Consider the following 20,642-nt stretch of genomic DNA (forward strand, 5'->3'; position numbering starts at 1 on the left):
TAAACACACATAATGGGAGAATTACAAACGCCAATTATGCTGGGGTTAATGATAGTAGTATTTTACTTTTTCATGATACGCCCCCAGCAAAAGAAAGCCAAACAGGAAAAAGAATTTGAAAGCGCGCTTAAAGTAGGCGACAGGGTTATTACTAAAAGTGGGATACACGGAAGGATAGCCGAACTTGCAGAAGGCAGCGTTGTTATAGAAACAATGGCCGGTAAAATAAAGTTTGAGCGTGCGGCAATATCGCCGGAGCTTACGCAAAAGCTTAACGCACCTGCCGTAACAAAATAAAAAAAATCCCGCAGTTGCGGGATTTTTTGTGTTTTTTCTACCACAAAGGCACAAAGATTTCACAAGGTGCACTATGAAAACCGTTTTGCGAAAGAACACAAAGCTTTGTGTCTCTTTGGACTGGCTTTTATAACATCCAGCTTTGTGTTCTTGGTGAAATCTTTGTGCCTTTGTGGTAAAAAAATAAACTTCACAACACCAACTCCCTGAAAAGTTGTGCAACCTTTTCTTCAGGCTCAAAACACAAGCCGGGGTGGGGCCGCGAGGTTTGAATAACCGAACTGCGCACTGCCGTAAGCCACCGGAACCGCTCGGCTGTTTCAAGCTGGGCTATGGGGCCGCCATCTTTAGCGCCGTGTGCTATCCGCGCGAATGATTCTATGTTTTTTGTAATCTGGTAAAGGTCGGCATCCTTATCCAGGCAAAGTATTTTGGCAGCATTTATTTCAAACAGCACTTTTACAAAACGCCTGGGCTTGCAAAATACTATTACCCCCACATTTACAAATTCTTCACGTTCTACCCTGGGCACTACGCGAAGTACTGCATACTCATATAAGTGCCTCTCTTGCATGTTGTGCCTGTTTTATAAAAATATCAGAATTGTTTAATCGCAGCATTAGGAACTTGATATACACTTCTCGTATTTGCTGCGGGGTTTGTTCCATGCCTTCCCATTGCAGCCACTCATCGGGCAACAGGGCCACTATAGCGCGTATCTTTTCTTCGGTAAGCAGTGCTTTAAATTCGGCATCCACTTCTTCCAGCAATGTGGCTTGTGGCAGCAGTACATGGTCTTTAACCAGGGTAAAAGGCACTAATGCGTGTTTCTCCGGCTCAGTAAACGAGTGGTGAAAATAGAATGAAGCGCCGTGGTCTATCAGCCACAGTTCTTTATGCCACATCAGCATATTGGTATTGCGGAAGGTGCGGTCTACATTAGTGGTATAGGCATCCAGCCACACAATTTGTGAGGCAAGCTTAGGCGCTACCGTGGTAACCACAGGGTCAAAGTTTATGGCGCCGCTCAGGTAATGCAGGGCCAGGTTAAGCCCCTGGCTGTGTTGCAGCAGGTCCTGTATTTCCTCATCGGCTTCGGTACGGCCAAAGGCTTCATCAAGGTGGGCATACACCAGCTCCGGTACGGGCAGGCCCAGCGCGCGGGCAATTTCGCCACCCAGCAGTTCGGCTATCAGCGCTTTGGTGCCATGCCCAGCGCCCTTAAATTTAAGTACATAGTTAAAATCGTCGTCTGCCTCGGCCAGGGCCGGTAGTGAGCCGCCTTCCCGTAGCGGCGTTATATAGCGCGTAACGGTAACGGTGCGCAAGGTGGGGATATTTTCCATAAATGAACTCCAAAATTGAAATGTAAATTTACGGTTTTGGATTTAAAGATGCGCTTAGTTTCACTTTTATAAAAGAGTGATTAAATTTGCGTATGACAAAAATACTCCTACTATCAGATACCCATAGTTATATTGACGATACCATATTAAAATATGCCCGTCTTGCCGATGAAGTTTGGCATGCCGGCGACATAGGCGACCTAAGCGTAACCGATGCCATAAAGGCTTTAAAACCCCTGAGGGCAGTGTACGGCAATATAGATGATGCTAAGGCCCGGCTGGAGTTTCCGCTTCATAACCGGTTTATGTGCGAAGGGGTAGACGTATGGATAACCCATATAGGAGGCTATCCCGGAAAATACAGCCCGGCCATACGGCAGGAGTTGCAGATGAACCCGCCCAAGCTGTTTATCTGCGGACACTCGCACATCCTAAAAGTACAGTACGACCAAAAGCTGGGCCTGCTGCACATGAACCCCGGCGCGGCGGGCACGCACGGTTTTCAGCAGGTGCGTAGCATGCTGCGTTTTGATATTGACGGCGATAAAATTCAGAACCTTGAAGTGGTAGAAATGGCTAAAAAGCTATAGCTTAAGGAAAATAAAAGGCTACATTGCAGCTAACAACAGCAATGGTTTTATTACAGGTGACAAAAATCATAAAAGGTTGTTTCATGAATAATTAAATTCGTGAAAAATAATGATACCAAATGAAAGTAGCTTTTTTTTCAGCAAAACCTTACGACAGGGTTTTCTTCGACCGGTTCAATATCAATAGCGATGTTGTTATACAATATTATGAAACCCACCTGGGCCCTCATATAATAAATGCGATAGCAGATGTTTTTGCAGTATGTGTATTTGTAAACGATAAGCTTACCGCGCCGGTAATTGAGGTACTCGCGGCAAAGGGGGTAAAGCTTATAGCCCTGCGCTGCGCAGGTTTTAACAATGTAGACCTTGATGCGGCTAAAAAATACGGCATACGGGTATGCCGCGTACCGGCTTATTCGCCGGAGGCTGTTGCAGAACATGCTGTTGCCATGCTCCTCACACTTAACCGCAAAACCCACAAAGCATACAACAGGGTGCGCGAACAAAATTTTTCGCTTACCGGGCTGCTGGGATTTAACCTGCACGGAAAAACGGTGGGGGTAATAGGTACCGGCAAGATAGGCAAGGCGTTCTGTAAAATAATGCTGGGCTTTGGGTGCAGTGTTATTGCCTATGATATTTACCCGCATGATGATTTACAACAGGGCGGGGTAACGTATACGGCTTTAGATACGTTATTTGAGCAGGCTGATATTGTATCGCTGCACTGCCCGCTAACGCCGGACAACCATTATATGATAAATGCCGCTACGTTATCTAAAATGAAAAAAGGCGTGGTGCTTATAAACACCAGCAGGGGAGGGCTGGTGTGCACAACCGATATTATAGACGGGCTTAAAAACAGGCAGGTGGGCGCGCTGGGCATTGACGTATATGAGCAGGAGGAAAAACTGTTTTTTCGCGACCTTTCAGAAAATATTATTGAAGACGATACCATACAACGCCTTATGAGTTTCCCTAATGTGCTGGTAACCGCGCACCAGGCGTTTTTTACCGAAGAGGCGCTTAGCGAAATTGCCCAGATAACTTTGGGCAGCATTTATCATTTTTTAAATGGCACGGAGCCAGCCGCCGCTGTGGTGTTAGTATAAGTACCGCAAGATACCTGCCATTCATCGCCATACTTTTGCTAATCGTCTAAAAATGAATATTAGTGCTCAATAAGCAGCGTATATTTGCCATGTAATCCTTAAGAGAGTACATACAGATACAGGTATTACACGTAGAATTTTTTGATAATGTTTTTTTTGTTGATTGGTTTATAAAACGCTCCAGGGCTACCCGGCTCATGGGGCGTTTTAGTTTTTAGTACTATAATCAGATAAATAGCCGTATAAAAAAAATCCGGGTGGCAACCCGGATTTTTACGCACTAATAAACTAAGTTAAAAGGTTTATCTCAGCCGGTCGGCAGATTTTACGAGATTTTCATCCTTCCTGATAGCCCTGTTTGCAAGGCTTAATAAAACGATAGAAACAAGAGGGAGAGCCATCCCAATACCCTTCTCAGAAACCTCTGTATAGGCCTCTCCGGATACATTTAACGACCGGTATATAAATAAACCCAATAAAATAAAATTCAAAATTATGTTCAGCCTGCCAAAAACAAACTGGTTTTTTCTTTTCTTATAACTAAAAATGCTCATAATGCTTAATACGGCACTAAAAGCAAACAGAAACACATAGGCCAGGTTGCTGTATACCGTTACCTCTTCGCCATTTCTAAGCGTATACAGGGGTAAAAAAGCGGGCAGTATACCACTTGAAATAACAGCCAGTAACAGGTATATGCTTTGTATTCTCTGTATCATCAGTACTTAATTGCAGCACAAAATTATGTTTTCTTTTTAAAAAAATACTATTGTATAGTAAAAATTTATTTGTATTATTGCACTACAAAACCGCAAGTACTTCATACTGCGAAAGTATGGTTACCAAAAAATTCCACATTTTTCCCTTACTGCATTTTTTGAATTAGCCTAATTAACTATATAAGTATACATGTTTGATATTTCTGAATTAAAAGAAATGAAGCTGCCCGAGCTTCAGGAGATCGCGAAGAAAGCGAAGGTTAGTAAATTCAGGGGGTTTAAAAAAGACGAGCTTATTTACCAGATACTCGACCACCAGGCAGCTAACCCTGCGCAGGCAATAACCCTGTTTGAACCCACAGAAACTGAAGCTACAGTAGCCCAGGCCGCTGATGATGCGGAAGCCGCCCCGAAAGCTAAAAGGGCACGCATAGCAAAAACTGAAAAGCCAAAAAACGGCCGCCCGGTAAACCCATTTAAGGATGAACCCGCCCGGGCGGAAGCAGCCCCTGAAGATGTAGCCGCCATTGCCGCAGATGAAGCCGCTGCCACGGATGACGCAGTAGCTGTTCCTAAAAAGAAAACGGTAATAACAAAACAACAAGATGCTGTAAAAAGCGAAGTTGCCCAGGAAACTGCCACGCCCAAGGTTCAGGCAACCCCTACGCAACCATTAGCCCCGGCTAATGAGGTAACTGAGCAAATTATAAAAGCCCCTGCCGCCCGAAATATAATACAAAAAGAAGACAGGAGGCCACAACCCCTTACGGATAACAAGCCAAAACCGGCCCGCCCGCCCATGACGGAAGAAGAGCGCCGTGCCCAGATAGAGCGTGCAAACGCTAACAACCCTAACCACCCAAGCTATAAAAAACGAATGGCTGAACTAAACGCGAATGCAGACGAGCAGCCTAGTAAAGCCGGCCCTCAAAAAGACCTGAGGGAACCGAGAGTACAAAAAGAAACCAGGGAACCCGCTGAACCTAAACAGCAAAAGGAACCTAACTATCGCGAAGCGGATTATGAATTTGACGGTATTATAGAAAGCGAAGGCGTACTGGAAATGATGCCTGATGGCTACGGTTTCCTGCGTTCGTCTGATTATAATTACCTGGCTTCTCCGGATGATATTTACCTTTCAAACTCGCAGATACGCCTTTTTGGCCTAAAAACCGGCGATACCGTAAAAGGTGTGGTACGCCCGCCTAAGGAAGGTGAAAAATACTTCCCTCTGGTGCGTGTGCTTAAAATAAACGGCCACGACCCGCAGGTAGTGCGCGACAGGGTTTCGTTTGAACACCTTACACCCCTGTTTCCCGAAGAAAAATTTAACCTTGCCGATAAGCAAAGTACCATATCTACCCGGATTATCGATTTGTTTTCGCCAATAGGCAAGGGGCAGAGGGGCATGATTGTAGCCCAGCCTAAAACGGGTAAAACAATGCTCCTTAAAGATATAGCTAACTCTATAGCGGCTAACCACCCTGAAGTGTACCTTATTGTACTGCTGATAGACGAAAGGCCGGAAGAAGTTACCGATATGCAGCGCAGTGTAAGGGGAGAGGTTATTGCCTCAACTTTTGACGAGCCTGCAGACCGCCACGTAAAAGTGGCCAATATAGTGCTTGAAAAAGCCAAGCGCCTTGTAGAGTGCGGCCACGATGTGGTAATATTACTTGACTCTATAACCCGCCTCGCCAGGGCTTACAACACGGTGCAGCCTGCATCGGGTAAAGTACTGAGTGGTGGTGTAGACGCTAATGCGCTTCAAAAACCAAAACGTTTCTTTGGGGCGGCCCGAAATATTGAGGGCGGCGGTTCGCTTAGTATTATTGCTACGGCACTTACCGAAACCGGCTCTAAAATGGATGAGGTTATTTTTGAAGAATTTAAAGGTACCGGTAACATGGAGTTACAGCTTGACCGTAAGATTGCTAACAGGCGTATTTTCCCTGCTATCGACCTTACCTCTTCGAGCACGCGCCGTGATGACCTGCTCCTTGACGAAAAAACCATACAGCGCATGTGGATAATGCGTAAATACCTTGCTGACATGAACCCTGTAGAGGCTATGGATTTTATAAACGACCGTTTCAGGAAAACCCGCAACAATGCTGATTTTTTAATGAGCATGAACGATTAATAGCCGTAAGCTGAAAAAACATACGTATAAAACAGGGGCAGTATAAAAGCGGCCCCTGTTTTTTTATGCCTTTTTTTATGCTAATTTAACCCGGTTAGAAATATTGTAATATAATAATTTGCATTAACTAAATCGTTTGCTTTATTTTACTCTATCATTTCACATAACCATCATCTATGTACAAAATCAGCTTGTTGTTTGCCTTATTAGCAACACAATTAGTATCAGCCCAGCAAAACGAGTGGGAAAAGCCGCAGCTATTAGACCGGAATAAACTGCCGGGGCACGAAAAATTTATAGTTTATAACAGCAAAGAAACTGCCCTTGCACAAAACCCTGAAGCTTCTCCCTACTACAAAAGCCTTAACGGAATCTGGAAGTTTAACGTAGTAAAAACCCCGGCAGAACGGCCTCAGGATTTTTTTATCCCAAACTTTGATGATCGCAACTGGAAAGAAATGCCGGTGCCCAGCAACTGGGAAATGCAGGGATATGACATTCCAATATATACCAATATGGTATACCCTTTCCCTAAAAATCCACCGTTTATAGATGGTAAATACAACCCCGTGGGCAGCTACCGTAAAACCTTTACCGTGCCGGCCAACTGGGACGGCAGGGAAATAATACTGCATTTTGGCTCCATAACCGGCTATGCGCGTGTTTTCCTTAACGGGAAAGAAGTTGGCATGACCAAAGCCAGTAAAACCCCGGCGGAGTTTGATATTACAAATTTTTTACAAAAGGGGGAAAATTTGCTGGCCGTGCAGGTATTCCGCTGGCATGATGGGTCGTACCTTGAAGACCAGGATTTTTGGCGCCTCACAGGCATAGAGCGCGATGTGTGGATGCAGGCGCTGCCATTGGTCACGGTTTGGGATTATACTATTACATCAAATCTTGATGATGCCTATGAAAATGGTATTTTTAACGCTGTAGTAGATATAAAAAAATATATAAAAATCCATCCTGCAACCAAGTTAACGTTTTCATTGCTTGATCCGGCTGGAAAAGAGGTTTATAGTGAAACTAAAAAAATTGACACGGAAGTTAGCAGGCTTAATTTTACCACTACCCTTAAGTACGTGCAAAAATGGAGCCCCGAAACTCCTAACCTGTACCGCTATACCATTGGATGGCAGGGAGAAAAAGGCGGGAATGAGTTCGTTTCGGGCTATACAGGCTTCCGCAAGGTAGAGATAAAAGATGCCCAGCTTATGGTAAACGGTAAGGCAATAATGGTAAAAGGCGTTAACATCCATGAGCATGACCCCATTAACGGCCACGTTCCAAACCGTGAGCTAATGATAAAGGACCTTGCCCTGATGAAGCAAAACAACATCAACACCATACGGATGTGCCACTACCCGCATGAGCCTTATTTTTATGAGCTTTGCGATAAGTATGGCTTTTTTGTTGTAGATGAGGCCAATATAGAAAGCCACGGTTTTGGCGCGGAAAGCTACATATCAGATGAATCTAAATTAGTGCACCCTGCCTATCAGCCGCAGTGGGCGGCCGCTCACCTTGACAGGATAGGCCGTATGGTAGCCATTAATAAAAACCACCCCTCTGTAATTATATGGAGTATGGGTAACGAATGCGGTAACGGGCCGGTATTTTATGATGCTTATAAGTGGCTGAAACAAACCGACCCATTACGCCCGGTTATGTTTGAGCAGGCCATGGAAAATACCGATACCGATATTGTAGCGCCCATGTATCCTGCCATACAGTACATGAAAGCCTATGCCGCAAGCGACAAAAAAAGGCCGTTCATCATGTGCGAATACAGCCATGCCATGGGCAATAGTAACGGCAACTTTAAAGAATATTTTGATATTATAGCCACCAGCCCTAAAATGCAGGGCGGCTGTATATGGGATTGGGTAGACCAGGGCATGACCACCCATGATGCTAACGGTGTAGAATTTTTAGCCTATGGCGGCGACCTTGGTGGTAAAGACCTGTATAACGATGAAAATTTTTGTGCCAACGGGTTGGTTAATGCAAACCGCATACCGCACCCGGGCCTTTTTGAGGTAAAACAGGTATACCAGGATATTAGTTTTGATTTTAAAGACAATGCTGTCATTGTAAAAAACAACTACCAGTATACTAATCTTGATGCCTTCACTTTTAAGTGGATATTGCTGCGCGACGGCATAAAATTCCAGGAGGGTAATTTTACAGCCAATACGGTGCCGGGCAAGGAGACTAAAATTCCGCTTACGCTGGATACGGCAGACAACAGCGAATATTACCTTAGTGTCTATGCATATACTAAAACGGCAACTGATCTGGTTCCGGCGGGCCATGAGCAAGCGCGTGCAGAGTTTAAGCTGGGCAACGGCGATTTCTTTTCAGCCCAAACCCCTGATGAGGGTAAGCTAAGCTATAAGCAAAAAGGTAGTACTCTTACCTTTACCGCAAACGGTGTTTCAGGGAGCTTTGATTTGGCAAAAGGGGTGCTCACAAGCTATAAAAGAAATGGCGATACAACCGAACCCCTGAATGGTTTCCCCACGCCTTACTTTTGGCGTGCGCCCACGGATAACGATTATGGCAGCAAAAGCCAGGAAAAGCTTAGGGTATGGAAAGATGCGCACAGTAACCCTAAAGTAGAAAAAGTTACAGTAGGCAAAAAAACAGCCGAAGGTATTGCCATAGATGTAAAATACCTGCTTAACAGCGCTAACGTTCCGTATATGGTAACATATCTTATACAAAACGACGGGGATATTAAAGTAACCGCACGTATAGACAAAACAGGTACAACACTGCCGGAGCTGCCACGCTTTGGTATGCGCATGACACTGCCGGGCGCTTATGGAAACCTGCAGTATTACGGCCGTGGCCCATGGGAAAACTACAGCGACCGCAATTTCTCTTCGTTTATGGGTACATATAAAGATAAGGTGGCAAACCAGTTTACGTGGGGCTATATACGCCCGCAGGAATGCGGAAACAAAACCGATGCCCGCTGGATAAAGCTAACCAATGGCGTGGGCACGGGCCTTACCATAACCGGGGCGCAGCCGCTTAGTTTCAGCGCGCTTAATGTAAGTGCAGAAAGCCTGGACGCGGGTATCAAAAAAAGCCAGACGCATACTAACGATGTGCACCCGGAAGATAAAGTATACCTTATGGTAGATATGGCGCAGCGCGGCGTGGGCGGCGATAACAGCTGGGGCGCACTACCGCACGAACAATACAGGCTTTCCGCCGACATTTATATCTACAGCTATACGCTTAGCCTGAATAACGGGTAAGCAGGCTTCACATAATGAAAAATATTTTACCGATGAAAATCGCAACCGCTTACACGCGCCTTTATATAGTATTACTGATGTCCGTTTTTATATTGGGAGGCTGTTCGTCAACATCCAACACCTCGTCTCCCAGGCAAACGGTACAGCTTAAAAATGGCTGGAAGTTTTCTAAAGGGCAAAATGAAAATGCCTGGCAAACCGGTTTTAACGATTCCGGGTGGGAGGCCGTAACCGTGCCGCACGACTGGGCTATTTACGGGCCATTCGACAAAAAATGGGACATGCAAAGTGTAGCCATTACGCAAAATGGCGAAACCGAAGCCACCGAAAAAACAGGACGTACAGGTGCATTGCCGCACATAGGCACAGGCTGGTACCGTAAAACCTTTACGCTCCCCGAGTTTAAAGCAGGTAAAAAAGCGCTGCTTGTTTTTGAAGGCGCCATGAGTGAACCGCAGGTATACCTTAACGGTAAAAAAGTAGGGGAGTGGGCCTACGGCTATGCTTACTTCTACATAGATATTACTAAAGATTTAAAGCCGGGGCAGCAAAACGTGCTTGCGGTGCAGCTTTCCAACAAAGAGTTTTCGTCACGTTGGTATCCCGGAGCAGGACTTTACCGAAAAGTAAACATCATTATAAAAAATGAAGAAAGTTTTGAGCAGTGGAGTACCTATATTACTACTCCCACCATTGCCAGCAATGCCGCAACCATAAACATTAAAACCACGGCTACAGGCAATGGCATTTTTTTAGATACAAAAATACTTGACGCTACAGGTAAAGTGGTGGCAACACATACAAGCGATGCAATAGGCAACAGCTTTGAGCAAAATATAGTAGTGCCGGAGCCCAACCTCTGGAGCCCTGAAACACCGTACTTATATACAGCGGTTACACAATTGTATGCAGGCGGTGTTTTAAAAGATGAGGAAACTACAAAATTTGGTATACGTGAGATAAAATACGAGGCGGGTAGCGGCTTTAGCCTTAATGGCAAGGTGACCAAGTTTAAGGGTGTATGCCTGCACCACGACCTGGGGCCGCTGGGCGCTGCGGTGAACAAAGCAGCCCTGCGCAGGCAGATGCAAATATTAAAAGACCTGGGCTGTAATGCTATACGCAGCTCACACAATATGCCCTCGATGGAGCAGCTGGAACTGGCCGACGAAATGGGCTTTATGTTCCTTGCTGAAAGTTTTGACGAATGGGCAAAGCCAAAGGTAGAGAATGGCTACAACCGCTTTTTTGCAGAGTATGCCGAGAAGGATGTTGTAAACCTGGTTCGGGCTACGCGCAACCACCCCTGCATAGTAATGTGGAGCGCGGGCAACGAGGTACCAGACCAGTATGGCGCTGAGGGGTTGAAACGGGCTAAATTTTTACAGGATATTTTCCATAGGGAAGACCCTACACGCCCGGTAACTGTGGGTATGGACCAGGTACAGAACACCATGGAGAGTGGCTTTGGCGCGCTGCTCGATATTCCGGGGCTTAATTACAGGCTCCCTTTATATGAAGAAGCGCATAAGGCTTTCCCACAGGGGTTTATACTGGGTTCTGAAACAGCATCAACAATAAGTTCGCGTGGTATTTATAAATTCCCCGTGGTAAAGGCTAAGGATAAAAAGTATGACGATAACCAAACATCGTCTTACGACCTTGAGGCCTGTAACTGGAGCAATGTACCTGATGATGATTTTGTGCTTCAGGATGATAAAGACTGGGTTATAGGCGAGTTTGTGTGGACCGGGTTTGATTACCTGGGCGAACCAACGCCGTATGATGAAAGATGGCCGTCGCGCAGTTCGTATTTTGGCATAGCCGATTTGGCAGGCATCCCAAAGGACAGGTTTTACCTGTACAGGAGCCGCTGGAACACTAAGGATGAAACCCTGCACCTACTGCCGCACTGGAACTGGGAAGGCCGCGAGGGGCAAACCACACCGGTTTTTGTATATACAAATTATGACAGCGCCGAACTCTTTATAAACGGTAAGAGCCAGGGCATACAGAAAAAGAGTAAGGTCACACCGCAGAACCGCTACCGCCTTATGTGGATGGATACAAAGTATGAACCCGGTACCGTAAAAGTGGTAGCCTTTGATAAAGATGGCAAAGCCGTAGCCGAAAAGGAAGTAAAAACGGCAGGCACGCCCCACCACCTGGTTTTAAACCCGGACAGGGAAACCTTAACGGCTAACGGCGAGGACCTGTGTTTTGTAACGGTATCAGTAGTTGATAAAGACGGTATACCGTGCCCCACGGCTACTAACCGGCTAAATTTTAAAGTAACCGGCGCGGGTACATATAGGGCTGCCTGCAATGGTGATGCTACTTCGCTCGAGATATTTCATGAGCCTACTATGAAGCTCTTTAGCGGTAAACTGGTAGTTTTAGTACAATCTGCTGATAAAGCCGGTGTAATACAGCTGGAAATAACCGGGGATGGCCTCGAAAAAGGGGTTTTGAACCTTGATTCTGAAAAGTGATTATAAATCAATATTTTACCACAAGGTTCACAAGGATTTATTCACAAGGTACACTAAGCTTGACATAATTAATTAGCTGTACGTAAGGACACAAAGCTTTGTGTTCCTTAGCTAATGGCGGTTTCCCTTGTGAGCTTTGTGAAAATCTTAGTGTCTTTGTGGTAAAAATTTTCACAGCACTAACAGGAGTGATTGTACAAAATCAGGTAAACTAAAAATCCCTTTACAAAAACTGTAAAGGGATTCATTATAATCTGCTTGTTTGCGTTTAAAGGCTTAGTATAAAACTATCTTTATTAAGGCCGTCTACTATATACTGCCAGTTTATATGTACTACATCGCTCAGTACTTTTTTAAGCATATTAAAATCGTTTGGCTTTTTGATGTATACATTAGCTCCTGCCACAAAGGTATCTTCAATATCCTGTTCAGACGAGGATGTAGAGTATATCGCTACCGATATCCTTTTAAGCCTGTCGTCGCGGCGAATTTCCTTTAAGCATTCCATCCCGCTTTTTCGCGGCATGTTAAGATCCAGGAATATAATATCAGGCAGCGGGTTGCCCGCGTCATTTAAATAGTGCATCAGTTGCTCCCCATCGTTAAATGTACTGATGTCGTATCTTATTTTCACTTCCTCAAATGCCTCCTTAAAAAACAGTCGGTCATCCTCATCATCATCCGCAAGCATTATGTGTAGTGGTGTTGGGCGCATTTATTTGTTAGATGTTTATAAAAATTATTTAGAATCAATGTAACGTTTTTGCCTCATTATTTTTTGGAAGGCAGTGGGCGTAACGCCGGTAATATTTTTAAACTGCTGCGACAGGTAAGCCACGCTGCTATAGTTCATCATGAACGAAATTTCGGTAAGCGACAGGTTTTCCGTTAATAATAATTGCTTCACGCGCTCAATCTTGTGCAAAATAATGAAATTTTCTATCGAAATAAAAGTAACTTCGGAAAAAACCTGCGAAAGCGTGCGATAATTTTCTCCAAGTTTCTCACTAAGAAACGTACTTATCTTTAACGATTGCATACCTTTATCAGAATACAGCATTTCGATAATCGTATTTTTAATTTTTTGTACCAGTATGCTCTTTTGGTTATCTACAATCTCAATACCAAATTCTTTTAGAGAATCGATAAAGGCACGGTAGGTCTCCATAGGGATGTTCTCTTTAAATTTCACGTACCCCGGCTCTGTTACTTTACAATCTATGTTAAATTTATCAAGCTGCTGCTGTAGCAGAACTTTACACATCATGTCAATGTTATACTTTATGTAAAGTTCCATCATTAATTTATACACACGGGTTCTACAAAACTTTAAGCAGTAAAAATACAAAAATTTACTTATCATTAATACTGTGGCCCGTCAATGTATAATATTATAACAACTACGCTAACCAATTTTTTTAACATATTGTTTTACTGTTTTTTAAGTAATTTTTTTAGAACGTATAATTTTATAATATTATGCTAAAACCAGAGTTATTGTTACCTATATGTACTAATTTTAGTAATAAAAAAACTTTCTATGCAACAATTACCGTTACCGCCTGATGGCGGAATGCGCTATGCTGAAACCGATTTACATTATCTTTTTCCGGAACCTTTTAATGCGGTAACGTCCTGTTTTTTTCTTGCTATTGCTATTTATTGGACCATTAAACTGTGGGGCAGGGCGGCTAATTTTAAATTTCTTAGTATTTGCACCGGCTTACTATATATAGGCGGTATAGGAGGGATAATTTACCACAGCCTGCGGCAATGGCATATTTTTATAATTATGGACTGGCTGCCTATAATGCTGCTGTGTGTAATGGCCGGCATTTACTTTTTATTCAAAATAGCTAAATGGTATTATGGCGCTTTGCTGCTGGTATGCTATATGGTTTTTCAGTGGTTTGCCAGAAAGTATATACAGCAGCACGACGATGTGCAGCTCTTTATAAATATTAACTATGCCATACTGGCAAGTATAGTGCTGTTTCCGGTAGCAGGGTACCTTATAAACACCAGGTTTAAAAATGGCAAATGGGTGGGCTGCGCGCTTATAGCATTTGTTGCAGCGCTTACCTTTCGAGTAGCCGACGGCTGGGGATGGCTACCCACCGGAACCCACTTTTTATGGCACACCTTTGGCGCCGTAGCAGCTTTCTGTATGTTTAAATTCCTGTATCTTATAAATGCTGAACCTGCTTTATATGATACACACGCCAATAAGTCAGACAGTTAAGTATAAGTTGTTTGTATGGTGTCAGGGCTTCAACGTGCGGGCTTTTATAAAATCTGAAACCAGGGCGGCAATCAGCTTACCGGTAAGGTGTATGTAATTTTGGTAATCCAGTTCCGGCGCGCCTTCACAAATGTGCAGGTAGGCCGCGTTTTTACAAAGCCCGAAATAATGCACAAAATGGCGTGCCTTTTCCACACTAAACCCGCTTGCCGTCATGGTATCAGAGGGTATGTGCGGCAGCGCCGAGAGGTCTATTTCTATGCCAAAAGGCTCATCGGCTACAAAGCCTTTGGCCAGTGCCATTTCTTCGGTAAAGTGTTTTTCGCGCCTTACGGCTATCTGCTCATAGGTATTATAGCGAATCCGCTCGGCATTCTTTTTTATGTTTTCCATAATGCCTTTATTGGCATAGCTTTCGTGCAGGCCAAATATAAAATAGTTTTTAAGGAAACCCTCTTCAAACGCATAATGAAAACCATTGCCGCTGTGCCTGCCTTCCAGCATGCGCATGCGTGCGCGGCTGTCGTAGTTTACCGCGTTTACCGGTTTTACCTTAGCCAGGGCGGTACCTTTAATGGTGCCGTAAGCGTTGTTGTGCCCCCCGCCTATAACAACAGGGGTTTTGCCTGCCTGTATAATGCGGCATACCACATGCGATACATCTTTATCTATTTCTTCAACAAGGGTAGAAAGCTCCCGCCGGCCGTTGCCGCTTTTAGCATCCAGCATATTTGCCTTTTCCATGGCTGCTGCTACATTAATGTGCCCCAGTATTACCACGCTGCTGCCTTTGCAAAAACGGTTGTGCTGCAGGTTGCAAATACTCCGCAGCGCGTAGTGCCACGCTAATGACGCGCCACCCTTGCCGTAATTAGCCCGTATGCCTATATCTTCAGGTATGCCTAAAAGCACAAACTGCGCTTCGGTTTCCTTTAAAAACTCAAAAGCATCGGTATCTTTAGGAACTGTAAGAATACGCTCACCAAATTTTATTTCGCCGCTGCGCTGCCTTGTGTACTTTAACAGGTCTGCCGCCGTAAACGGTACAATATTTTTCATAGCTTGTTTGTTATACCAAAAGTAACACTTTTCTTTAATTTTTCGTTAAAAGGGAAAAATCGTATTAAAATATAATTAAATTTGGAAAAAATAATTTAGTAAACAGATGGAGAATCAAAAAAGTAATTCTAGTTTAAAGGCTGTTATTATTGTACTTGCAATTTTATTAGTAGGCAGCCTTGCCTGGATGTACAAGATGAGTACAGATAGCGAAAAGAAAGAAACAGAACTAGTGTCAGAAAAAGCATCGCTTGAAGCGGAACTGAAGGATAAGATTGCTGCTTATGATGCTGCCATTGCCGAAAATACAGGACTTAAGGGTGACTTGGAGGCAGAGCGCGCTAAAATTGCCGAACTTCTTGAAGAGGTTCAGAAATCTAAAGGCGAGGCCGATGCTTTAAAAGACTTCAGGAAAAAGTTTAACAACCTCACCGTTAAATACAATCAGCTGATTGAACAAAATAAGGCACTTGTTGCAGAAAACGGTACCCTAAGGGTAGAGCGCGACAGTACCATGAATGCTTTAGACCAAAGCAGGCGCTATAATGATACGCTTGCATCGCAAAATGAAAACCTTGCCAAAACGGTAGAAAAAGCACAAAAATTATCTATAACAAACCTGCACACACAGCCGTTTAAAGAACGCAGCTCAGGCAAATTGGTACAAACAGATAAAGCACGCAGGGTAGATGTTATACAGATAAGCTTTACCATAGCCAGTAATGAAGTAGCTCCGGCAGGTAATAAAACATATTATATACAGGTTATAGATCCTAAGAACAACGTAGTAGGCGAAAAGAAAACGGAAACGTTTAACGACTATAACCTTACGTACAGTTTTGTAACTACTGCTGCTTACAAAAACAAGAACATGAATATTGACGAAAAAATTAAGGGGTCTGATTTTGAAAAAGGCCTGTATACCGTTAACGTTTTTGATAAAGATGTAAATGTAGCCAATACCACTTTTACACTTAAATAGTAAAAGTTTTTATATTTAATGTTCAAATAATTTGAGGCTGCCTGATTTGGGCAGCCTCTTTTTTTCTTCCATTTCGATATCTACTTTACAAGGATACCGCTAATTATCACCTTATCAATAAGGTTAGTGCCAAAAGAATAGGGCAACTCATAAAACGAGTTAACAGGCTTTGTAATAATAATGTTTGCAGTTTTCCCCACCGTAATACTGCCGTGCGTATCAAAAAGGCCCATGGCATAGGCCCCGTTTATGGTAGCGGCATTAATGGCCTCTTCGGGTGTTAGTTTCATTTTTATACAGGCAGTGGCTACTACCAGGTTCATGTTGCCGCTGGGTGTGGTGCCGGGGTTATAATCGGTAGCAATGGCTAAGGGCAGCCCGGCATTAAGCAGTTGCCTTGCGGGCGTATAAGGGATACTGATAAAAAACGAACAGGTAGGCAGGGCTACCGGCATAGTAATACTGCCTTTAAGGGCCTCAATATCGGCATCGGTTACTATTTCCAGGTGGTCTACGCTTATGGCATTGTATTTTACGCAGGCTGCTATGCCGCCAATGGCAGTAAACTGGTTAACATGTATTTTGCCAGGCAGGCCATACATCGACCCGGCCTCCATAATACGCTCAGTTTCTTCGACTGAAAAATAACCCGTTTCACAAAAGGCATCAATATAATCGGCCAGATCTTCCCTTGCAATTGCAGGGAGCATTTCATCTATTATTATGTCAATATAGGTACTGTGGTTTTCTTTATATTCAATAGGGAAAGCATGCGCCCCTAAAAATGTAGCCTTAATTGCCACCGGATAATTCTCGCGCAGGCGTTTTATAACCCGAAGCATTTTTAGTTCGCCATCAACGGTAAGCCCGTACCCCGATTTTATTTCGATGGCCCCTGTGCCCATCCGCATCACCTCTTCCAGCCGCAGGCGGCTTTGCTCATATAGTTCATCTTCAGCCGTTGCATTAAGCCTTTTGGCCGAGTTTAATATACCTCCGCCGCGGTTTGCTATTTCCTCATAACTTAGCCCGTTAATACGGTCTACAAACTCCTGTTCCCTGTTACCGGCATATACCAGGTGGGTATGGCTGTCGCACCAGGCGGGCAGTACGGTTTTACCGGTGGCATCTATTTCCTCAGCATCAGTACCCTCAGGGCAGCTGTCCATAGTGCCGAAGCCTTTTATCTTATCCTCATCCAGCAGCAGCCACGCATTTTTAAGCAAAGGGAGTGTAGCCATTTCGCTGCCGCTGAGTTTGGTTACGTTAGTTTCGCGAACCTGCAGCAGTTCTTTTATATTTTTGATAAGGATGGGCATAATTAAACTTTTGGTAAAAATACCACCCATTTTAAAAAACTCCTATCTTTATAGGTTAGAAATACTATACTTTTTGTGAAAAGATTAGAATACAATAAAGTACGTAAGGTACAGCCCAACGCTTTTGAATATAATGGCGAGCATACAACCGAAAAAACGCAGATGCAGCTTTTTGTGTTTGACGAAAACGGCTATGAGGAATATAAAAAAGTAGGCCTTGAACGGGTAGTTAAGGAATGTACGGACCTAGAGCAGACGGATGATATTAAATGGCTTAACGTACACGGCCTTAACGATGCAGAGCTTATAAAAAACATAGGCAGCCTGATATCGGTAGACCCCCTAATTATAGGCGATATTCTTAACGTGCACCGCCGCACGCGTATTGAAGAGCTGGGCGATGTGCTTTTTTTTAGCATAAAATCGGTACTGCCGGAAGAGGAAGACGGTGTTATAAAAACCGAACAGGTAAGTTTTTTGCTAAAAGGCAATACCATAGTATCGTTCCAGGAAAAGAGGAGCGATTATTTTACCCACATCCGCGAGCGCATCCGCACCGGAACAGGTATAGTACGCAAAAAGAAAAACGACTTTTTGCTGTACCTGATGCTGGACGCCATTATGGAAAATTTTTTCATTACGATAGAGCGTTATGAAGAGCGGATAGCCCGCCTGGCCGATGCCGCCCGGCAGGATAACAAAGGCAATATTATTGAAGAGATTGAAAAGACTAAGGATAACCTTGTATTTTTAAAGCGGGCCATTACCCCGCTTCGCGAAGCATTGCTTACCCTCAAGAGCGCCCGTGAGGAGGATGAGTATGAAACCATACGCAAAAGCACACATACCTATTTTGCCCGCCTGCACCAAAAATGCCTCGAACTGCTGGACCAGACCGATTATGACCTTACCTCGCTGGACAGCGCCTCAAATTTTCATTATGCGGCCCAAAGCCAGCGTATGAACCAGATTATGAAAACGCTTACCATTTTCTCAGTAATCTTTATGCCGCTTACCTTTATTGTGGGTGTGTATGGCATGAACTTCGATAATATGCCAGAATTGCATACCGAGCACGGTTACTATTTTGTATGGGGTATAATGTTAGTAAGCATTATTATTATGATTATTTATTTTAGAAAAAAAGACTGGTTTTAAGCATGAAATTTACAAGTGATATATCGGGAAAAGAATTTCCGCAGCGCGAGCATGTGCCTGCCAGCCTGGTGCGGCAGCCCATAATTGATATTATTAAGAAAGAACACCCGGGGTTTAACGAATCCTGTAGTATGAGCATGGGGGAGCTTAACCAGTACCGGGAAAAATATATTGCTGATTTTTTGCAACAGGAAGTAGGTGAGCTGGACGACCTTGAAAGCAAGGTATTAAAGGCCCTGAAAGAGAAAACAATAGTATCTGATAACCCGGACGAAGAAGATGCTAACCTTACCATTGGGCAAAAGGTGGCCGATAAGGTGGCTTCCTTTGGCGGCAGCTGGACGTTTATCCTCGCGTTCCTGGGGTTCCTGCTGGGCTGGATTGCACTTAATGCATTTGTGTTTATGAACAAGGGCTATGACCCGTACCCGTTTATATTGCTTAACCTTATACTAAGCTGCGTGGCGGCGCTACAGGCACCCGTAATTATGATGAGCCAGAACCGGCAGGGCGAAAAAGACCGCGAAAAGGCTGAGAATGACTATATGGTAAACCTGAAATCAGAACTTGAAATTCGCCTGCTGCATGAAAAGCTGGACCACCTTATACTGCACCAGGAGCAAAGCCTCATTGAGATACAAAAGGTACAGATAGACATGATGAACGATATACTGGGCCGGCTTGAGAAGCGCGGAAATTAGAATTATTTCAACAACAGTTGCATAAACTGCAAATCCAGCCATTTATCAAACTTATAGGCAACTTCTTTTAAAACGCCGGCCTCTGTAAACCCAAATTTTTTATGGAAGGCGATACTGCCGGCATTACTGGCATCTATGCATCCTACCATGCAGTGGTAGCCCTCTTCGCGGCAAATGTTTATCAGGTGGGAGAGGAGCAGGCGGCCTATGCCTTTGCCATGTGCTTCTTCAGACACGTAAACAGAGTGTTCTACCGTGCTTTTATAACCTATTTTTACCCTGAACGTTCCATAACTGGCAAAACCTACCGGGACACCGTTTTCTTCGGCCACTATAACCGGCCAGCCGCCGTTTTGCTTATCGGCAAACCATAGCGCTATCTCGGCATCGGTTTTTGGTTCGTAGTCATAGTTTGCCGTGGTATGCAGTATGTTATGGTTGGTAATATCTTTAATCATTCCCAGGTCTGAAGCGGTAGCCTTACGTATTGTGTGCATATCTTTCAAAATTAATCAAAACATTCCATCATCAGTAAATTCCCTTCACGGTGTTCTATTACTACAATGCCATCCGTTTCTACCTCGTTGCTGCTGCCGTTGCGGTAGCCTATGGTAAGGGGTTCATTATTTAAAGGGTATTTTAAATTTTTAGTTGAGATACCGGCTGCTTTACCTATAGGTATCAATGATATAGGTGTTGCGGCAGGGTACCATTTTTCAAATTTATATGGCAGTAAAAATATCTTGCTGTGGTCGTCTAAAATTACAATTTTCAACGTATCGCGAAAGCGCACGATGTTAGTAATATTCGTAATGGTATGGTCTGCCCTGCGTCCTGTGGCCCAGATAACATTCACCGCTGGGAAACCCCTGCCTATAAGGTAATCAAACGCCTTTTCAAGGTCGGTTTTTTCCTGGTCGGGCGTGTGCACAATTTCCAGGGGGTATTGCAGGCCTTTGTAATATTCAGGGTCAAAACCGCGGTCAAAATCTCCCAGCAATACATCTACCTTAATGCCAAGTTCTGCAACGCGTTTCATGGCGCTGTCAAGCACTATTACCAGGGGCGACCATTCCAGCAACTGGCCCATCAGTTCTTTGCTGCAGGCAGCGCCATTGGCTATTATTAGTGCGGGCTCCTGGTCGTCGCGTACTATATGGTGTGAAGACATGTTTTTGTTTTAAGGTTTAGTCAGAATTCCCATCCC

Annotated in this window: 19 protein-coding genes; 10 read left to right on the top strand and 9 right to left on the bottom strand. The window is 44.1% G+C overall.

All coding sequences use genetic code 11. The annotated features are described in order from the left end of the window. Nucleotides 1–12 precede the first annotated feature (12 nt). Nucleotides 13–297 carry a preprotein translocase subunit YajC gene (gene yajC / locus ACLI09_RS04950; protein ID WP_411418487.1) on the top strand — a complete coding sequence of 95 codons (285 nt, stop codon included), beginning with the start codon at nucleotides 13–15 and terminating at the stop codon, nucleotides 295–297. A gap of 190 nt (nucleotides 298–487) precedes the next feature. Here the strand turns inward: yajC and ACLI09_RS04955 are convergent, their stop codons facing one another. Continuing rightward, nucleotides 488–871, bottom strand: a complete 384-nt coding sequence (locus ACLI09_RS04955; protein ID WP_411418488.1) for a DUF3037 domain-containing protein — start codon at nucleotides 869–871, stop codon at nucleotides 488–490. Then, nucleotides 849–1,643, bottom strand: coding sequence for a HipA family kinase (locus ACLI09_RS04960; RefSeq protein WP_411418489.1), 795 nt, complete (start codon nucleotides 1,641–1,643; stop codon nucleotides 849–851). Before ACLI09_RS04960 ends, ACLI09_RS04955 begins: the two co-directional genes overlap by 23 nt. 92 nt (nucleotides 1,644–1,735) lie before the next feature. On the opposite strand from ACLI09_RS04960, the gene ACLI09_RS04965 reads away from it, so the two are divergent. Further along, on the top strand, nucleotides 1,736–2,233 hold the full coding sequence (locus ACLI09_RS04965; protein WP_411418490.1) for a metallophosphoesterase family protein: 498 nt from the start codon (nucleotides 1,736–1,738) through the stop codon (nucleotides 2,231–2,233). Between the two features lie 119 nt (nucleotides 2,234–2,352). Beyond that, a complete protein-coding gene (locus ACLI09_RS04970) occupies nucleotides 2,353–3,348 on the top strand; it encodes a 2-hydroxyacid dehydrogenase (protein ID WP_411418491.1) in 996 nt (331 codons plus the stop codon). 302 nt (nucleotides 3,349–3,650) lie between these two features. Here the strand turns inward: ACLI09_RS04970 and ACLI09_RS04975 are convergent, their stop codons facing one another. Further along, entirely contained in the window at nucleotides 3,651–4,067 is a 417-nt protein-coding gene (locus ACLI09_RS04975; RefSeq protein WP_411418492.1) for a DUF4293 domain-containing protein, read from the bottom strand. 190 nt (nucleotides 4,068–4,257) lie between these two features. Between ACLI09_RS04975 and rho the strand changes: the two genes are divergently transcribed. The 3 genes from rho to ACLI09_RS04990 all read left to right on the top strand — a co-directional run bounded on the left by rho (nucleotide 4,258) and on the right by ACLI09_RS04990 (nucleotide 11,974). Next, complete coding sequence (gene rho, locus ACLI09_RS04980; protein ID WP_411418493.1) at nucleotides 4,258–6,210, top strand: transcription termination factor Rho; 1,953 nt, start codon at nucleotides 4,258–4,260, stop codon at nucleotides 6,208–6,210. 176 nt (nucleotides 6,211–6,386) lie between these two features. After that, nucleotides 6,387–9,482, top strand: a complete 3,096-nt coding sequence (locus tag ACLI09_RS04985; RefSeq protein ID WP_411418494.1) for a glycoside hydrolase family 2 TIM barrel-domain containing protein — start codon at nucleotides 6,387–6,389, stop codon at nucleotides 9,480–9,482. Nucleotides 9,483–9,514: 32 nt separating this feature from the next. Further along, complete coding sequence (locus ACLI09_RS04990; RefSeq protein ID WP_411418495.1) at nucleotides 9,515–11,974, top strand: DUF4982 domain-containing protein; 2,460 nt, start codon at nucleotides 9,515–9,517, stop codon at nucleotides 11,972–11,974. Between the two features lie 268 nt (nucleotides 11,975–12,242). Here the strand turns inward: ACLI09_RS04990 and ACLI09_RS04995 are convergent, their stop codons facing one another. Together ACLI09_RS04995 and ACLI09_RS05000 are read right to left on the bottom strand one after the other, a co-directional pair. Beyond that, entirely contained in the window at nucleotides 12,243–12,689 is a 447-nt protein-coding gene (locus ACLI09_RS04995) for a response regulator (protein WP_411418496.1), read from the bottom strand. Between the two features lie 24 nt (nucleotides 12,690–12,713). Next, complete coding sequence (locus ACLI09_RS05000; protein ID WP_411418497.1) at nucleotides 12,714–13,241, bottom strand: helix-turn-helix domain-containing protein; 528 nt, start codon at nucleotides 13,239–13,241, stop codon at nucleotides 12,714–12,716. 273 nt (nucleotides 13,242–13,514) lie between these two features. Between ACLI09_RS05000 and ACLI09_RS05005 the strand changes: the two genes are divergently transcribed. Further along, complete coding sequence (locus ACLI09_RS05005; RefSeq protein WP_411418498.1) at nucleotides 13,515–14,216, top strand: hypothetical protein; 702 nt, start codon at nucleotides 13,515–13,517, stop codon at nucleotides 14,214–14,216. A 21-nt stretch (nucleotides 14,217–14,237) separates the two neighbouring features. Here the strand turns inward: ACLI09_RS05005 and ACLI09_RS05010 are convergent, their stop codons facing one another. Next, complete coding sequence (locus ACLI09_RS05010; RefSeq protein ID WP_411418499.1) at nucleotides 14,238–15,275, bottom strand: formimidoylglutamase; 1,038 nt, start codon at nucleotides 15,273–15,275, stop codon at nucleotides 14,238–14,240. A gap of 106 nt (nucleotides 15,276–15,381) precedes the next feature. On the opposite strand from ACLI09_RS05010, the gene ACLI09_RS05015 reads away from it, so the two are divergent. Further along, entirely contained in the window at nucleotides 15,382–16,257 is an 876-nt protein-coding gene (locus ACLI09_RS05015) for a hypothetical protein (protein WP_411418500.1), read from the top strand. Nucleotides 16,258–16,337: 80 nt separating this feature from the next. Here the strand turns inward: ACLI09_RS05015 and hutI are convergent, their stop codons facing one another. Further along, entirely contained in the window at nucleotides 16,338–17,576 is a 1,239-nt protein-coding gene (gene hutI / locus ACLI09_RS05020) for an imidazolonepropionase (RefSeq protein WP_411418501.1), read from the bottom strand. Between the two features lie 75 nt (nucleotides 17,577–17,651). Here hutI and corA point away from each other — a divergent pair, with 75 nt between their 5' ends. Both corA and ACLI09_RS05030 read left to right on the top strand, forming a co-directional pair. Further along, on the top strand, nucleotides 17,652–18,734 hold the full coding sequence (gene corA / locus ACLI09_RS05025) for a magnesium/cobalt transporter CorA (protein ID WP_411418502.1): 1,083 nt from the start codon (nucleotides 17,652–17,654) through the stop codon (nucleotides 18,732–18,734). Between the two features lie 2 nt (nucleotides 18,735–18,736). Continuing rightward, nucleotides 18,737–19,435: a DUF1003 domain-containing protein gene (locus tag ACLI09_RS05030; protein ID WP_411418503.1), complete on the top strand. Its 699-nt coding sequence runs from the start codon at nucleotides 18,737–18,739 to the stop codon at nucleotides 19,433–19,435. Nucleotides 19,436–19,437: 2 nt separating this feature from the next. Here ACLI09_RS05030 and ACLI09_RS05035 read toward each other — a convergent pair whose 3' ends face one another. Together ACLI09_RS05035 and ACLI09_RS05040 are read right to left on the bottom strand one after the other, a co-directional pair. Next, nucleotides 19,438–19,932 (bottom strand): N-acetyltransferase family protein, encoded by a 495-nt coding sequence (locus tag ACLI09_RS05035; protein WP_411418504.1) that lies wholly within the window; start codon nucleotides 19,930–19,932, stop codon nucleotides 19,438–19,440. Nucleotides 19,933–19,943: 11 nt separating this feature from the next. Then, a complete protein-coding gene (locus tag ACLI09_RS05040; RefSeq protein WP_411418505.1) occupies nucleotides 19,944–20,606 on the bottom strand; it encodes a thiamine diphosphokinase in 663 nt (220 codons plus the stop codon). Nucleotides 20,607–20,642 lie beyond the last annotated feature (36 nt).

This window comes from Flavobacterium sp. RHBU_24 (assembly GCF_046613695.1).
GTDB lineage: Bacteria > Bacteroidota > Bacteroidia > Flavobacteriales > Flavobacteriaceae > Flavobacterium.

Excerpts from the sequence above, each read along its gene's own strand:
- yajC (WP_411418487.1), top strand. The coding sequence starts at position 13 with ATGGGAGAATTACAAACGCCAATTATGCTGGGGTTAATGATAGTAGTA.
- ACLI09_RS04955 (WP_411418488.1), bottom strand. The coding sequence starts at position 871 with ATGCAAGAGAGGCACTTATATGAGTATGCAGTACTTCGCGTAGTGCCC.
- ACLI09_RS04960 (WP_411418489.1), bottom strand. The coding sequence starts at position 1,643 with ATGGAAAATATCCCCACCTTGCGCACCGTTACCGTTACGCGCTATATA.
- ACLI09_RS04965 (WP_411418490.1), top strand. The coding sequence starts at position 1,736 with ATGACAAAAATACTCCTACTATCAGATACCCATAGTTATATTGACGAT.
- ACLI09_RS04970 (WP_411418491.1), top strand. The coding sequence starts at position 2,353 with ATGAAAGTAGCTTTTTTTTCAGCAAAACCTTACGACAGGGTTTTCTTC.
- ACLI09_RS04975 (WP_411418492.1), bottom strand. The coding sequence starts at position 4,067 with ATGATACAGAGAATACAAAGCATATACCTGTTACTGGCTGTTATTTCA.
- rho (WP_411418493.1), top strand. The coding sequence starts at position 4,258 with ATGTTTGATATTTCTGAATTAAAAGAAATGAAGCTGCCCGAGCTTCAG.
- ACLI09_RS04985 (WP_411418494.1), top strand. The coding sequence starts at position 6,387 with ATGTACAAAATCAGCTTGTTGTTTGCCTTATTAGCAACACAATTAGTA.
- ACLI09_RS04990 (WP_411418495.1), top strand. The coding sequence starts at position 9,515 with ATGAAAATCGCAACCGCTTACACGCGCCTTTATATAGTATTACTGATG.
- ACLI09_RS04995 (WP_411418496.1), bottom strand. The coding sequence starts at position 12,689 with ATGCGCCCAACACCACTACACATAATGCTTGCGGATGATGATGAGGAT.
- ACLI09_RS05000 (WP_411418497.1), bottom strand. The coding sequence starts at position 13,241 with ATGATGTGTAAAGTTCTGCTACAGCAGCAGCTTGATAAATTTAACATA.
- ACLI09_RS05005 (WP_411418498.1), top strand. The coding sequence starts at position 13,515 with ATGCAACAATTACCGTTACCGCCTGATGGCGGAATGCGCTATGCTGAA.
- ACLI09_RS05010 (WP_411418499.1), bottom strand. The coding sequence starts at position 15,275 with ATGAAAAATATTGTACCGTTTACGGCGGCAGACCTGTTAAAGTACACA.
- ACLI09_RS05015 (WP_411418500.1), top strand. The coding sequence starts at position 15,382 with ATGGAGAATCAAAAAAGTAATTCTAGTTTAAAGGCTGTTATTATTGTA.
- hutI (WP_411418501.1), bottom strand. The coding sequence starts at position 17,576 with ATGCCCATCCTTATCAAAAATATAAAAGAACTGCTGCAGGTTCGCGAA.
- ACLI09_RS05030 (WP_411418503.1), top strand. The coding sequence starts at position 18,737 with ATGAAATTTACAAGTGATATATCGGGAAAAGAATTTCCGCAGCGCGAG.
- ACLI09_RS05035 (WP_411418504.1), bottom strand. The coding sequence starts at position 19,932 with ATGCACACAATACGTAAGGCTACCGCTTCAGACCTGGGAATGATTAAA.
- ACLI09_RS05040 (WP_411418505.1), bottom strand. The coding sequence starts at position 20,606 with ATGTCTTCACACCATATAGTACGCGACGACCAGGAGCCCGCACTAATA.